Below are 14,065 nucleotides of genomic sequence, written 5' to 3'. Positions count from 1 at the left end.
ATAGAAAAAGGGCGCCTCCCGGATCGGGAAACGCCCTTTCGCTCTAATTACTCTGTTTAGTGGGCCGTTACATGGCCACCTTCGCCACCTTTTGAAGCGCTCGCAGCGAGGCGTGCGGCCTCTTCTGCTTCTTCGTCCCAAACGATAGCTTCAGGCTCGGACACCAAAGCGTGCTTCAGAACATCGTTCACATGGCGTACGGGAATGATGGTCAGCCCATCTTTCACGTTGTCCGGAATATCGGCCAAATCCTTCTCGTTCTCATGCGGGATAAGAACGGTCTTGATACCACCCCGAAGCGCTGCGAGGAGCTTCTCTTTTAGGCCACCGATCGCCAGTACATTGCCGCGCAGAGTGACCTCACCGGTCATCGCGATGTCTTTCTTAACGGGAATACCCGTCAGCACCGATACAATCGACGTCACCATTCCAACACCGGCACTCGGCCCATCTTTTGGCGTTGCGCCTTCTGGAACGTGAACGTGGATATCGACCTTTTCAAAGACAGGTGGCTTTACGCCAATCTCCGGGCTGATCGAACGAACAAAGCTGCTGGCGGCGTCGATGCTCTCTTTCATCACATCGCCGAGCTTACCCGTTGTTTTCATACGACCTTTGCCCGGAAGTTTCAGCGCCTCAATCGACAGCAAATCGCCGCCAACGCTGGTCCATGCAAGGCCGGTCACAACGCCCACTTGGTCCTCTTCTTCGGCGAGTCCATAGCGGAAGCGCTTAACCCCGAGATAATCCTCAATATTGTCGCTGGTAATCCGTACCACATCGTCTTTCTTACGAATGATCTGGGTAACAGCTTTACGGGCCAGCTTTGCCAACTCGCGCTCAAGGTTCCGCACACCTGCTTCGCGGGTGTAGTACCGCAAGATATCGGTGAGCGCCTCGTCCGTGATCTCGAACTCGCCCTTCTTGAGGCCATGCGCTTTGATCTGTTTGTTGATCAAGTGCTGTTTGGCGATCTCGGTTTTCTCGTCTTCGGTGTAACCTGCGAGCGGAATGATCTCCATCCGGTCAAGAAGCGGACCTGGCATGTTATAGCTGTTCGACGTGGTGAGGAACATCACATCCGACAGATCGTATTCCACTTCAAGATAGTGGTCCACGAAGGTCGAGTTCTGTTCTGGATCAAGCACTTCAAGCATTGCTGACGCAGGGTCGCCACGGAAGTCCTGACCCATTTTGTCGATCTCATCGAGCAGAATGAGCGGGTTCGTGGTTTTCGCCTTTTTCAGAGCCTGAATAATCTTGCCGGGCATCGAACCGATATAAGTCCGGCGGTGGCCACGGATTTCGCTTTCATCGCGCACACCACCGAGGCTGATGCGGATAAACTCACGACCCGTCGCAGAGGCAACCGATTTCCCGAGGCTGGTTTTACCCACGCCGGGAGGTCCAACGAGGCACATGATTGGCCCCTTGAGCTTTTTGCTGCGCTGCTGAACGGCGAGGTACTCGACAATCCGCTCCTTCACCTTCTCAAGGCCATAGTGATCGTCGTCGAGGATTTTCTCGGCGCGGCTAAGGTCTTTTTTCACGCGGCTGCGCACACCCCACGGGATGGACAACATCCAGTCGAGATAGTTCCGTACGACGGTGGCTTCAGCGCTCATCGGACCCATATTCTTGAGCTTTTTCAGCTCGCTCTCGGCCTTTTCGCGCGCTTCTTTTGAAAGCTTGGTTTCTGCAATCCGCGCTTCAAGCTCCAGAATCTCGTTCTGGTCCTCTTCGCCATCGCCGAGTTCTTTCTGAATGGCTTTCATTTGCTCATTCAGGTAATACTCGCGCTGCGTCCGCTCCATTTGGGTTTTGACGCGGGTTTTGATTTTCTTCTCAACCTGAAGAACAGACATTTCGCCCTGCATCAGGCCATAGACCTTCTCAAGACGCACATCGACAGGAAGCGTTTCAAGAAGCTCCTGCTTCTGTTCAACTTCAATCCCCAGATGCCCCGCCACAAGGTCCGCCAGTTTGGCGCTTTCCGTAGCTTCGGATACGGCGGCAAGCGCCTCTTCGGGGATGTTCTTCTTGATCTTGGCGTAGCGTTCAAACTCTTCGCCAACCGACCGCACGAGGGCTTCGATCAGATCGGCCTCCCCCGGTGTTTCCTCAAGAAGCTCTGCGTTGGCTTCGAAGAATTGGTCATTTTCGATGTAGTCGGTAATGCGCACCCGCTGAATGCCTTCGACAAGCACCTTCACGGTTCCGTCGGGCAACTTCAAAAGCTGCAGCACATTGGCAAGAACGCCAGTACGGTAAATGCCATCGCTTTCGGGATCGTCTACAGACGGGTCAATCTGGCTCGACAGCAGGATATGTTTATCATCCGCCATCACCTCTTCGAGGGCGCGGACTGATTTTTCACGGCCCACAAACAGCGGCACGATCATATGGGGGAAAACCACAATATCGCGCAGCGGCAGGACTGGATAAGATGAATTGAGTTGCTCGTGCATGCTCTTTCCTTGTTTTTGGCAAGAAGGAGCGATCCCGCTTGGCGGCAATCATGTCCTTCTCCGGCTCGGAAAATATAGGTGGGGGCCTGTCCCACGCCTTTCAACCATCGCGCCGTTTGGATGGGTGTAACAATGCCTGCCCGAAACATCGAGAGCAAGGAAGGAATCGCCCAAATTTGCCCGTAATCGCGTGTTGTTTGTTAAGTGTTTGGAGTCAAAACCATTCTTGAGGAGGTAATTGTTTACCGAGCACACAGATTCAGGCGATTTTAGGCGTTCTGACGCGCAGAATCGGCAGGGTTTCTATGCCGAAAACGTGAAGAGCACGCGGCGCATATTGGATATATCTTGTGGCACTGCGCCCATTTCCATCCATATCTGGACGCCCTAAAGCGGCTCGATATCACCGTTTGCGCGTTCCTCATGGAACGTTTTCTGGAACTCGGCAAATGTTCCTGCGGCGATAGCGTCGCGCATTCCCTGCATCAAGTCTTGATAATATTGCAGGTTGTGCCACGTCAGGAGCATTCCGGAAATCATCTCTTGTGCGCGGAAAACATGGTGCAGGTAGGCACGCGAGTAATTCCGACATGCAGGACAGCTACAAGCCTCATCAAGCGGTCGTGGATCATCTGCGTGACGCGCGTTTTTGATGTTCACAACACCCTTTCGCGTAAAGAGTTGTCCCGTGCGGCCAGAGCGGCTCGGCAAAACGCAATCCATCATATCGATTCCGCGGGCGACAGCCCCGACGATATCATCAGGTTTGCCTACGCCCATAAGGTAACGCGGCTTATCCTCAGGAAGCATATCAGGCGCATAATCCAGCACGCCAAACATGGCCTCTTGCCCTTCACCAACAGCAAGACCGCCCACGGCATACCCTTCAAAACCGATCTCGCGCAGCTTGTCCGCGCTTTCGGCGCGCAACTCTTGGGTCACGCCCCCCTGCTGGATGCCAAAGAGCGCATGACCGGGCCGATCGCCAAAAGCATCACGGCTGCGCTGCGCCCATCGCATCGACATCCGCATAGAGGCCGCAACTTCCTCTTCGCTCGCGGGCAGCGCAGGGCATTCGTCAAAACACATGACGATATCGCTACCAAGAAGCTTCTGAATTTCCATCGAACGCTCGGGCGTCAGCATGTGTTTGCTGCCGTCGATATGCGAGGAAAACTTAACGCCCTCCTCACTCATTTTGCGCAATCCGGCAAGGCTCATAACCTGAAACCCGCCACTGTCGGTCAGGATCGGCTTTTGCCAGTTCATGAACTTGTGCAACCCACCAAGGCGGTCGATCCGCTCTGCGGTTGGGCGCAACATGAGGTGATAGGTATTCCCAAGCAAAATATCCGCGCCGGTTGCCGCGACGCTCTCTGGCAGCATTGCCTTAACAGTTGCTGCTGTGCCGACCGGCATAAACGCGGGCGTGCGAATATCCCCGCGCGGGGTCGAGATCAAACCGGTGCGGGCCTTGCCGTCAGTTGCGGCGAGTTCAAAGGAAAATTTGCTCATGGCCGCCGCATACGACAGCGGCCAGAAAAATGCAAATACCTGTTGGCGTTACTTTGCCAGCATGGCATCGAACTTGGCCGCGCAAATGAAATCATTTTCGCTCAACCCGTCGATTGCATGGGTGGTAAACGTCAAGCTGCAATAGCCCCACCCGAAGGCAATATCGGGATGATGGCCCTGCTGATCGCCAAGAAACGCGGCGAGGTTGGCGGTATAGGTGGCTTTTGCGAAACCTTTAAACTCAAGGCGACGCTTTAGAAACTTAGCATCTCCAGACAGCTCCCAACCGTCATCAAGTTGCTTCATCAGCGCCTTTGCTTCGGTTTCGGTCAGTGCCGGAACGCCCCCTTCGCAGGGCACGCAATTCTTGTCTCCCAATAGGCAAACTTCGGTCATTGTTCTCTCCTGCTTTTACGCATCTGTTTTCTCTGGATAGGTCGGTGCGAACAGGCCGAGCGCCTGAGCCTCTCGCACATCGGCGAGCAAGTCCCGTTCGGACATCGCAACCAGATCATCTATCGCATCTACAACATAGTATATCGGCTGATGGATATCGATGCGATACGGCGTTCGCAGCACATCCAGAATTCGGAATTCCCGCCGCTCAGGCGCGTCAGATACCACCGCATGGGGAAGTTCAGTAGGCGAAGACGCAAGCCCAGATCCCATCCCTTTTAACGCGCCATTCTCGCGAAGAAGGCCAAATTCGACCGAAAACCAGTAAAGCCGGATCAACCAGCTATAGTCCTTTTTCTCGGCCCTCAGCCCAGCCTTACCAATCGCTTCCGACACCGCAGCGATACGTGGGTCAGTCAGAAGCGGTGTGTGGCCGAATATCTCGTGAAAGATATCCGGCTCTTCGATGTAGTCAAAATCCTTCCGGCTGCGGATAAACGAAGCTGCTGGAAATGTTTTCTCTGCGAGCATCCCAAAAAACCGACCAAAACCAATCAATGCAGGTACAGGCGCAACCTTCCAGCCAGTGAGCTTCCCAAGCCTCTCAGAAATCTCACAACATTGCGGTACACGCGTTTTCGGCATGTCGAGTTTGGTGAGGCCGTTCAGGTAAACTTGCGACATATGCGCCGCGACACCGCTTTCTTGGGCCGCATAGAGATCGGCCCAAACGCTGTCTTCTTCGGGTGTGTAATAAATCCGCCCCGCTTCATCGGGTAGTTTCGCGATATACGCGCTCTGTTTTCCCATCACCAAGCCTCCTCTTTTTGGCATTCGTCCTGCATTGGAATGGTCCCACGAGATTTCAGAAAAATTATTTCAACTTTCGGCGCAGAAGTGCGATTGTTGGCATGAGATTCTAATTTGCTCGCAAATCTGGAGAATTCATGCCCGACAGCACACTCGACTCTTTTGACCGATCCATCTTGCGCACCCTACAAAATGACGGGAAAGCTTCAGTTCAGGATTTGGCAACAGCGGCCAATATGTCCACGTCTCCTTGCTGGCGCAGAGTTAGAAAACTTGAAGAAAACGGCACAATTTCAAAATATGTCGCGCTACTGGATGCGAAAAAGGTCGGACTAGGAACTCAGGCTTACGTTCATATCTCGCTGCTTGATCACAAGGAAACGACGATCATTGCCTTTGACAGGTTTGTTTCAAAAGAGGAGCAAATTGTAGAATGCTGTTCCATCACAGGTTCGGATGATTACCTTCTCAAGATCGTCGCCCGAGACCCCGAAGACCTTGAGGCCTTTCTGATGCAGCGTGTCTTGGCGCTCGGGATTGTGCGTTCTTCAACCACGCATTTTGTGTTGCGCCAGAAAAAACAAAGCACAGCCCTGCCCCTCAACCTTTGATGCCGTGCAGACGGGCCAAAAAATAACGACAGAGTGACAAGGTGACGCTTAAGGGGCTCTGGACGTTTCCGCGCCATATCCTTATATCTTTGGTCAACTATTGAACGAGGCCCCAATGGACACCACACCGCAAGCCCCGATTGAAGGCGCCCCTTTGATCAAGCCAAGCACAAACGACCACGCGCTTTACGACACAATTGTTGAAGCCTGCCGTACCGTTTATGATCCGGAAATTCCGGTTAACATTTTTGATCTCGGCCTGATCTATACAATTGAAATCAATGACGAAAGCGACGTTTCTATCATCATGTCGCTGACGGCTCCTGGCTGTCCTGTGGCCGGCGAGATGCCTGGCTGGGTTGCCGAAGCGATTGAACCTCTGCCCGGTGTTAAATCAGTGGCCGTTGAGCTGACTTGGGAACCGCCGTGGGGTATGGAAATGATGTCTGACGAAGCGCGGCTTGAGCTTGGGTTTATGTAACCCAGCCCGCGCAAACTCGCAGATTTACCTTGTGAAATTTTGGCGCCCCCCCCATCTTTAGGGGGAAACACGCTCAAAGGACGATTTTGATGTTCGGTATTCCCGGCAAACCAGCCCTGTCTCTGACACCTGCGGCGATCAAACAGATCACCCGCTTAATGGAGCGTGACGACTCCATGGGGCTGCGCATTGGCGTGAAAAAGGGCGGTTGCGCAGGCATGGAATACACGATGGAGTATGTCTCCGAAGTGAACCCCCATGACGAGGTGATCGAAGAAGGCGGCGCGCGCGTGATGATTGCGCCAATGGCCCAGATGTTCCTCTTTGGCACCGAGATCGACTACGAGGTCTCACTGCTTGAGTCTGGGTTCAAGTTCAACAACCCGAATGTGGTTGACGCCTGCGGATGCGGGGAATCCATCAAGTTTGCCGAGCCTGAAGCCGCTGATAAATAACCTGCGGCGGCTTTCAATTTAATTCCTACCTTTCCTTGGCGTAATGAATACGTTACCCATCCGTGCGCCCAACAATTCATGCACGGAGATCCGCATGCGAAGAAAACTTGCCGCCGGAAACTGGAAAATGAACGGAACGCGCCCTGCCCTGGCAGAGCTTTCCAAACTCCAAACACCTGAAAACATTGATGTTCTGATTTGCCCTCCGGCGACGCTTGTTGCCCAAGCCGCCGAAACTCAAACCGTCGCAATTGGCGGGCAGGATTGCCACGCGGCACAATCCGGCGCGCATACGGGCGATATCTCTGCTGATATGCTGTCCGATGCGGGCGCAAGCTATGTGATTACCGGCCACTCGGAGCGCCGCACAGACCACGGTGAAAGCGACTCAACGATCGCCGCGAAATCTACTGCCGCGTGGGACAGTGGGCTTGTTGCTGTTATTTGCATTGGTGAAACACTTGCAGAACGCGAAAGCGGCAAAACACTTGAAGTGATCGCAACACAGCTTGCCGGATCGGTGCCAGACGGTGCAACGGGCGAAAACACAGTGATCGCCTATGAACCGGTTTGGGCCATCGGCACCGGCTTGGTTCCAGAGCTTGTTCAGATCGCCGAAGTCCATGATTTTATCCGTTCCGAACTCACAGCGCGGTTTGGCGCAGACATCGCTGGTGCTATCCGGCTTCTGTACGGTGGTTCTGTGAAGCCTTCGAATGCGTCTGAAATTTTTGCGACGTCGAATGTTGACGGCGCACTCGTTGGCGGGGCCTCACTAAAGGCCGATGATTTCAACGGGATTATTGAGGCACTCGCCAAAGCCTAACGTTTCAGTTTCCTAAAAGTAAGGCCGCACAGTTTCCCGTGCGGCCTTTTTTGTTTGGATTATTTATTTCCGCTATTTCACCATAATCTCCGGCCCCATCATCATATTGGGCAAGAAGGTCGAGATGGACGGAATATATGTCACCATAATTAAGAAGATGAACAGCACGCCGAGGAACGGAAGCGCGGCACGGACAACATTCATCATCGGCATACCAGCCACACCCGAGGTCACGAAGAGGTTGAGGCCTACTGGTGGCGTAATCATCCCGATTTCCATGTTCACAACCATGATGATTCCGAGGTGGATCGGATCAATACCGAGCTCGAGCGCGATAGGGAACACCAGTGGCGCCACGATCACGAGAAGACCCGACGGTTCCATGAACTGCCCGCCGATCAGCAGGATCACGTTGACGGCCACAAGGAACATCACCGGACCAAAACCAGCTTCCAGCATTGCGCCTGCTACCTTCTGCGGGACTTGCTCGTCAGTTAGAACATGTTTGAGGATCAACGCCATGGATATCACAAACATCAGCGTCACAGTAAGCTTGCCTGCTTCGAACAGGGTATCCCGCGTGTCCTTGTGGATGAAGGCAGTCAACAGAGCGGCCGGTTTCTGGAACAATGTCAGGTTACGAGTGTCGTCACCCGTTTTGAGCGGCCCCATGTCGCGGTAAACAAAACTTGCGATCACAAAGGCATAGATCGATGCCACAGCCGCCGCTTCGGTAGGCGTAAAGAACGCGCCGGTAACACCAGGGATACCATAGATTCCAACCATGATGATCACGATCAGCATCAACCCCCAGCCCGCCTCGCGGAAACTGGCGCCAATTTCGCCCCAGCCTTGCCACTGCCCTTTGGGCATGCCCTTTATACGCGCCATTATGTAAATCGCGATCATCAGCATCAAACCAGCAAGCAACCCGGGAATAACACCGGCTAGGAACATGCGACCAACCGAAACCTCAACCGCCGTTGCATACACAACCATCACAATAGATGGCGGAATAAGGATACCGAGCGTACCAGCATTACAGATCACACCAGCAGCGAACTCCTTGGTATAGCCCGCCTTGACCATCGCACCGATCACGATGGAGCCGATGGCAACAACGGTCGCAGGGCTTGAGCCAGAAAGAGCCGCAAAGATCATACAGGCGAATACACCTGCGATAGCCAGTCCACCGCGCAAATGCCCCACGCAAGCAATCGAGAAACGGATTATCCGCAGCGCCACCCCACCCGTAGACATAAAGCTAGAGGCGAGAATGAAGAACGGGATCGCAAGCAAAGTGCTGTGCCCCTCAAATGCGCTGAACAGGGTTTGCGCAACCGAGGCCACAGAACTGTCGGAGAACCAGAGCAGGAAGAGCATTGAACTCATCCCTAGCGAAACCGCAATTGGCACGCCGATCATCATCAAACCGATGACCATTACAAATAGCAGAATTACTTCCATCAGTCGTGCTCCCCAAGGCGTTCGCGCACTTCCGCGATTTCATCTTCAACTTCGTGGCTGGCAACGATGCGGTCCGTCTCGCCGCGCCAAATGGCGATACCGGCCTGAATGAAACGGATTAGCAAAAGAAGCATCGACAGAGGTAGAACCATATAGGGCACCATTCGCGGCAACTTTTCGTACGCTTCGCCCTCGTTGAACACATCAGCCATCCAATTCAGGAAAAATGGATGCGGAATGTCATTGGTCTCGAACCAGCCGTTGTGACGGTAATCTTCTTGGAAACCGAGCGGGAACCAGCGTCCTTCCGTCTGTGGCAGATTGGCAAAGTTCGCCCAGTAGTCCCAAGCGCCCTTGAGTAGGAGAAAAGAGAATACAATACAGACACTTACCGAGATAAGCCCCATTATCCGCCGTGCCGACGGAGAAAGGATGTTGATAATCGCATCAACGCCAAGGTGGCTCCCTTTCTTCACCGCATAAGACGCCCCAAGAAGCACCAGCCAGGCAAAGAGGAATACCGTAGCCTCAAGCGCCCAGAGGATGTTGCCGTTAAAGGCCTTGCGTACGAAAACATTCGCAAAAGTTATCAGTGTCATTGATCCGAGGATGATCGCGATTAGCGTCTCCTCGATCCTGTCCATACGGGTGGCGCCCATAGGTGGATGCATGGTCCCTCGCCCCTCTGTTTTTGAATGGAATAAGGGCGCGCAAACCCTTGGCTGCGCGCCCTGTCACGCCTTAGTGCTTGGCGTTGATTTCCTGTGCAAAGTCGATGTTTTCTTGGCCAACATCGCCTGCAAACTGCTCCCATACGGGCTTCATTGCCTCAACCCATGCAGCGCGCTGTTCCTCTGTCAGTGTACGTACTTCGCCGCCGGCATCGATGATGGCCTGCTTGGCTTCGTTGTTCACACGTGTAGACTCGGCGTTGCGGGTCTCGGTGACCTCAGCAAGGATTGTAAGGAACTGATCGCGTGTATCCTCTTCGAGGCTGTCGAGCCAGTCAACCGATGTCACAACCAGATAGTCGAGAATACCGTGGTTGGTTTCGGTCACACCGTCTTGAACCTCAAAAAACTTCTGACCAAAGATGTTGGACCAAGTGTTCTCCTGGCCGTCCACAACGCCCAGCTGAAGCGCGCCGTAAACTTCGGCAAAAGCCATTTTTTGTGGAGAGCCACCGATGGCTTCCATCTGTGCCACGAGCACGTCAGAGGACTGTACGCGGAACTTTAGGCCGTTTGCGTCTTCAGGAAGTAGTAGTGGCTTGTTGGCCGACATTTGCTTCATGCCATTATGCCAGAAGGCAAGACCTTGAAGGCCACGCTTCTGCATGGAGTCCTTGAGAGCCTGACCCGCTTCGGACAATTGGAATTCATCAACTGCGTCAACGTTCTTGAAAACGAACGGAAGGTCAAAGATCCGGTATTTCTTGGTGAACTTCTCAAACTTCGAGAGGCTTGGCGCGGCAAGCTGAACATCGCCCTGAAGCATGGCTTCGAGAACTTTGTTATCGTCGTAAAGCGTGGAGTTCGGGAAGACTTCCATGCACGCTTTGCCGTTCATTTCCTCGTTGACACGCTGTTCAAGCAAGCTGGCAGCAATGCCTTTGGGGTGTTTGTCTGTGTTTGTTACGTGGGCAAACTTGATGACGACTTCGCCTTCATCGCAGGCCGCAGCAGCGGTGTTTGCAGTAAAGGACAGCGCAACAAGTGCGGCGGTTGCAGCTAGAAACTTCATTTTGGCTCCTCCCAAAATTCACATTTATGAAACCTCGTCTTTGAGGCGTGCCGATATAAAACGACGTTACGTTCCTTTCGCTCAAGAAAAATTTACCGCTTCAGAGGCGATGACTAATTTCGTATATATTTCATAAACTTAAATTCAAAAAAGGCGCGCGGAAGGATGAAGGTGAAATTTTCGCGGCGGTTTTCCACACATTCAAAAACCAAACTGTGTGCGGATTTTCACACACCCTATTGCCGGTAGGTGTCGGCCCGAATCTCGTATTTGCCGAGCTTGTCATAAAATGTCTTGCGCGGAAGCTTGAGGCGGCGCGCCGCCTCGGAAGCATTCCCGTTTTCGCGCTGTAAAGCTTCAACCAGCAGGCTGCGCTCATACTTTGCCATCTGCTCTGCAAGACCGACCGCATCCTCTTCTACGTCGTCACCAAGAGCCAGCGCAAAGCGCATAGCCGCATTCATCAGTGACCGCGCGTTTCCGGGCCAATCTTGTGCCATCAAGCGACTGACAAGCTCTGGAGTTACATCCGGCAACGGTAAAGCAGCTTGCTCGCACGCGATCGCAACGTAATGACGGAACAATACCGGAATATCCTCTGACCTCTCCCGCAGACTTGGCACCCTGATGCGCATGACATCGAGCTTGTAATATAGGTCTGGGTTGAAACGCCCCTCGCTCGCTTCCTTTTGTAAATCGCGGTAGGTTCCGGCGATTATGCGTGCGCCATCGCCCGTCTCAAGATGTTGTAGAAGCGAAAACTGCACGGCTGGGGGAAGTGCTGCGACCTCATCCAAAAAAAGCGTGCCCGTTTCCGTATCGCGTAGCAGCGATTTAAATTCACTCTCCTTAAGCCCTGCTGCGGCGGCCTTTTTGAATGGATTCATCGCCATGCTCGAAACAAGGTGAATAACCTCGGCGACTTTGGATATTCCAGTTCCCGGCTCCCCAGTGATCAACACCTCTGCATGTGTTCTTGCCACCGCCCGAACGCGTGCTCGCATGTCTTTTACTAGCTCCGATGTCCCAAAGATCAACCGATCAGCGGCATCGCCTTTCTCAAGCTGAGCCTTCATGCGGCGGTTATCCAACACAAGTTCGCGCGTTTTGAGCGCCTTTTCAATTGCGCTCACTAGGTCGGCAGGTGCGCAAGGCTTCTCGAGAAAATCAAACGCGCCCGCGCTTATCCCGCGAACAGCCATTGGAATATCACCCTCGCCTGTAAGAAGGATCACCGGCAAATCTGGATCGCATTTCTGGGCATATTCTAATAGATGAAATCCATCTTTCCCAGGCATACGGATATCGCTCAGAATAACGCCCTCATATCCGGCGTTTATGTGATCTTTTGCCTCAATAAAACTTGCACATAGCGTAGGATTCAATTCTGCAAGCGCAAGTGTCTGGCCAAGTGCCTCACGTACATGGGCATCGTCATCCACGAGCAAAACCTTTGAAATCATGCCGCTTTTTCCTTCGCTGCCGCTAGTTCGACGATAAACTCAGCTCCGCCATCGGGGTGGTTCCGGCCTCGAATATTGCCACCGAAACTCTGAATCAACCCATATGAAATCGACAGACCAAGCCCCATCCCTTCGGCTGAACCGACTTTCTTGGTGCTATAAAAGGGATCGAAAATCTTTTCCGGTGCATCTATGCCTGGCCCACGATCACGCAGATAAAGAATATGAGTATTACTACCGGACTCAAGACGGATATCAACGCGCTTATCGTCGTATCCATCCATTGCATCGACGGCGTTTGACAAAAGGTTGGTCAGCACCTGCTGCAACCGAACTTCGCCCCCTCGCACATAGATTTCCATTTCAGGCCGTTGCCAATCTACCTCCACCCCATCCCGCTTCAGCCGTGTTTCGCTCATCTCTAGAACCGCGTCGATAACCGCATTGATATTAACGTTCGTAATTGGCTCGTCCTCCTGACGAGCGAATGCACGCAAGTTTTTGATGATCCGCCCCATGCGGCGGCTCAGTTCACTGATTTTACTAAGGTTTTGCGCGGCAATTTCGGTTTTACCACGATCAAGAAATACCTCTGCGTTTTCGGCAAAACTGCGGATCGCCATGAGCGGCTGGTTCAATTCGTGGCTGATACCTGCAGACATTTCACCAAGCGCTGACAGCTTGCCAGCCTGAACCAAATCGGCCTGCGCCTTTTTGAGCGCGGACTCTGCCTCTTCCCGAACAGCAATCTGATCTCGTAGATCAAGGTTTAGGCTTGAAAGTTCACGGGTCCGGTCCTCAACTCGCCGTTCAAGCTCCGCTTTTGCTTCAGCCTCAACCTTCAGTCGTTCGTCAAGTCCGCGTCGCCGTTCCGTCGCCACATACAGCAAAGCACCAAAAACAAGGCAAAGTGCGACTGCAACCATCATTTGCTGTAAGGCGCTGCGTTCGGCTGGCGCGGTTGAAATCAGAACTTCGCCAGTCATGCCGATCACAGGTAAAGGTTGGGTCAGATGCAGAGCGCGCTTCGGAAAATATGGACCGCCAGAAAGCGACCAGATTTCGTGGGGTCCAATGGTATTAGAAGTAAACTTTAGAAACGAGTCTCGTTCGCTTCCTTCGACTGGCGCGAGGTTGCGGTTCCGAAACAAAAGTTCGGAACGGTTAGAAACGAAGATGACTCCCGTATCGTCGGTGAAATAGATTGCCTGCGGGTCGCCGCGCCAGTCACTTTCTTCAACGGCTTCGATATCAACTTTCACGACCACAACGCCCAAAGGTGCACCGCCGTCCAAAACCGGCACCGAAAAAAAGAAAACCCGCTTCTCTGTCTCCTTTAGCCTCTTGTGGTCCGTTCCAAGCGCTCCAGTCATGGCCCGCTCAAAGACGGCTTCTCCTGAGATATCGCTTTCGCGGGTTTCGCTCCCGTCGGAACTCGCCAGTACGCGACCATCTTTGTTTGCAAAAATGATCTCAAGGGTTCCGGTTTTATCAGCCGTTTCAAGAAGTAGCGCATGGGCCCTTGGCTCCACACCACCATTGGCAAGCGACAGCAAAACAGGATGATCCGCGAGCAAAACCGCAACCTGCCTATAGCGTTGCAACTCGCCAAGAAGCCGATCAGAGGCGAGAGAAAGGTCAGCGCGTCCGCGTTCTTCAAGCGGCACAAGTGCAGCGGTAAAGGCAAACCACCACACCCCGCCAGCGATTCCAGCGACGGCGAGAATGAATACCAAGATCGCTCCAAGCCTTTGTCGCATCTCACTCCCTTTTTGACCAAGATACCCAGCAGGCCTTGCCATGGCCACAGCCATTTGAAATGCTGCGGCT

The 14,065-nt window shown here is 53.3% G+C and carries 13 protein-coding genes; 4 read left to right on the top strand and 9 right to left on the bottom strand.

What is annotated here, in order from left to right; genetic code table 11:
- Positions 1–56: 56 nt before the first annotated feature.
- The 4 genes from lon to OU789_RS05290 form a co-directional block, all read right to left on the bottom strand.
- Positions 57–2,468, bottom strand: coding sequence for an endopeptidase La (gene lon, locus OU789_RS05305; RefSeq protein WP_274653903.1), 2,412 nt, complete (start codon positions 2,466–2,468; stop codon positions 57–59).
- Between the two features lie 387 nt (positions 2,469–2,855).
- Positions 2,856–3,983 carry a tRNA guanosine(34) transglycosylase Tgt gene (gene tgt, locus OU789_RS05300; RefSeq protein WP_274653901.1) on the bottom strand — a complete coding sequence of 376 codons (1,128 nt, stop codon included), beginning with the start codon at positions 3,981–3,983 and terminating at the stop codon, positions 2,856–2,858.
- A 48-nt stretch (positions 3,984–4,031) separates the two neighbouring features.
- Entirely contained in the window at positions 4,032–4,379 is a 348-nt protein-coding gene (locus OU789_RS05295) for a 4a-hydroxytetrahydrobiopterin dehydratase (RefSeq protein WP_274653899.1), read from the bottom strand.
- Positions 4,380–4,394: 15 nt separating this feature from the next.
- Complete coding sequence (locus OU789_RS05290; protein WP_274653897.1) at positions 4,395–5,189, bottom strand: phenylalanine 4-monooxygenase; 795 nt, start codon at positions 5,187–5,189, stop codon at positions 4,395–4,397.
- Between the two features lie 137 nt (positions 5,190–5,326).
- Between OU789_RS05290 and OU789_RS05285 the strand changes: the two genes are divergently transcribed.
- The 4 genes from OU789_RS05285 to tpiA all read left to right on the top strand — a co-directional run bounded on the left by OU789_RS05285 (position 5,327) and on the right by tpiA (position 7,562).
- Positions 5,327–5,800, top strand: coding sequence for an Lrp/AsnC family transcriptional regulator (locus tag OU789_RS05285; RefSeq protein ID WP_263953490.1), 474 nt, complete (start codon positions 5,327–5,329; stop codon positions 5,798–5,800).
- A gap of 115 nt (positions 5,801–5,915) precedes the next feature.
- Positions 5,916–6,281: an SUF system Fe-S cluster assembly protein gene (locus OU789_RS05280; RefSeq protein WP_263953491.1), complete on the top strand. Its 366-nt coding sequence runs from the start codon at positions 5,916–5,918 to the stop codon at positions 6,279–6,281.
- An 89-nt stretch (positions 6,282–6,370) separates the two neighbouring features.
- On the top strand, positions 6,371–6,736 hold the full coding sequence (locus tag OU789_RS05275) for a HesB/IscA family protein (protein ID WP_263953492.1): 366 nt from the start codon (positions 6,371–6,373) through the stop codon (positions 6,734–6,736).
- Positions 6,737–6,830: 94 nt separating this feature from the next.
- Entirely contained in the window at positions 6,831–7,562 is a 732-nt protein-coding gene (gene tpiA, locus OU789_RS05270) for a triose-phosphate isomerase (protein WP_274653894.1), read from the top strand.
- Positions 7,563–7,634: 72 nt separating this feature from the next.
- Here tpiA and OU789_RS05265 read toward each other — a convergent pair whose 3' ends face one another.
- The 5 genes from OU789_RS05265 to OU789_RS05245 all read right to left on the bottom strand — a co-directional run bounded on the left by OU789_RS05265 (position 7,635) and on the right by OU789_RS05245 (position 13,995).
- Positions 7,635–9,029 carry a TRAP transporter large permease gene (locus tag OU789_RS05265; protein WP_274653892.1) on the bottom strand — a complete coding sequence of 465 codons (1,395 nt, stop codon included), beginning with the start codon at positions 9,027–9,029 and terminating at the stop codon, positions 7,635–7,637.
- On the bottom strand, positions 9,029–9,700 hold the full coding sequence (locus OU789_RS05260; RefSeq protein ID WP_274653891.1) for a TRAP transporter small permease: 672 nt from the start codon (positions 9,698–9,700) through the stop codon (positions 9,029–9,031). The genes OU789_RS05265 and OU789_RS05260 overlap by 1 nt, the downstream gene beginning before the upstream one ends.
- Positions 9,701–9,770: 70 nt before the next feature.
- On the bottom strand, positions 9,771–10,772 hold the full coding sequence (locus tag OU789_RS05255; RefSeq protein ID WP_274653889.1) for a DctP family TRAP transporter solute-binding subunit: 1,002 nt from the start codon (positions 10,770–10,772) through the stop codon (positions 9,771–9,773).
- Positions 10,773–11,008: 236 nt separating this feature from the next.
- Positions 11,009–12,235, bottom strand: coding sequence for a sigma-54-dependent transcriptional regulator (locus tag OU789_RS05250; protein ID WP_274653887.1), 1,227 nt, complete (start codon positions 12,233–12,235; stop codon positions 11,009–11,011).
- Positions 12,232–13,995, bottom strand: a complete 1,764-nt coding sequence (locus tag OU789_RS05245) for a sensor histidine kinase (RefSeq protein ID WP_274653885.1) — start codon at positions 13,993–13,995, stop codon at positions 12,232–12,234. Before OU789_RS05245 ends, OU789_RS05250 begins: the two co-directional genes overlap by 4 nt.
- Between the last annotated feature and the right edge of the window lie 70 nt (positions 13,996–14,065).

Source organism: Halocynthiibacter sp. C4 (genome assembly GCF_028823805.1).
GTDB classification, from domain to species: domain Bacteria; phylum Pseudomonadota; class Alphaproteobacteria; order Rhodobacterales; family Rhodobacteraceae; genus Falsihalocynthiibacter; species Falsihalocynthiibacter halioticoli.
Note: the sequence above shows the minus strand (reverse complement) of the source record. Positions and strands in the feature narration are given on the sequence as shown.

Excerpts from the sequence above, each read along its gene's own strand:
- lon (WP_274653903.1), bottom strand. The coding sequence starts at position 2,468 with ATGCACGAGCAACTCAATTCATCTTATCCAGTCCTGCCGCTGCGCGAT.
- tgt (WP_274653901.1), bottom strand. The coding sequence starts at position 3,983 with ATGAGCAAATTTTCCTTTGAACTCGCCGCAACTGACGGCAAGGCCCGC.
- OU789_RS05295 (WP_274653899.1), bottom strand. The coding sequence starts at position 4,379 with ATGACCGAAGTTTGCCTATTGGGAGACAAGAATTGCGTGCCCTGCGAA.
- OU789_RS05290 (WP_274653897.1), bottom strand. The coding sequence starts at position 5,189 with ATGGGAAAACAGAGCGCGTATATCGCGAAACTACCCGATGAAGCGGGG.
- OU789_RS05285 (WP_263953490.1), top strand. The coding sequence starts at position 5,327 with ATGCCCGACAGCACACTCGACTCTTTTGACCGATCCATCTTGCGCACC.
- OU789_RS05280 (WP_263953491.1), top strand. The coding sequence starts at position 5,916 with ATGGACACCACACCGCAAGCCCCGATTGAAGGCGCCCCTTTGATCAAG.
- OU789_RS05275 (WP_263953492.1), top strand. The coding sequence starts at position 6,371 with ATGTTCGGTATTCCCGGCAAACCAGCCCTGTCTCTGACACCTGCGGCG.
- tpiA (WP_274653894.1), top strand. The coding sequence starts at position 6,831 with ATGCGAAGAAAACTTGCCGCCGGAAACTGGAAAATGAACGGAACGCGC.
- OU789_RS05265 (WP_274653892.1), bottom strand. The coding sequence starts at position 9,029 with ATGGAAGTAATTCTGCTATTTGTAATGGTCATCGGTTTGATGATGATC.
- OU789_RS05260 (WP_274653891.1), bottom strand. The coding sequence starts at position 9,700 with ATGCATCCACCTATGGGCGCCACCCGTATGGACAGGATCGAGGAGACG.
- OU789_RS05255 (WP_274653889.1), bottom strand. The coding sequence starts at position 10,772 with ATGAAGTTTCTAGCTGCAACCGCCGCACTTGTTGCGCTGTCCTTTACT.
- OU789_RS05250 (WP_274653887.1), bottom strand. The coding sequence starts at position 12,235 with ATGATTTCAAAGGTTTTGCTCGTGGATGACGATGCCCATGTACGTGAG.
- OU789_RS05245 (WP_274653885.1), bottom strand. The coding sequence starts at position 13,995 with ATGCGACAAAGGCTTGGAGCGATCTTGGTATTCATTCTCGCCGTCGCT.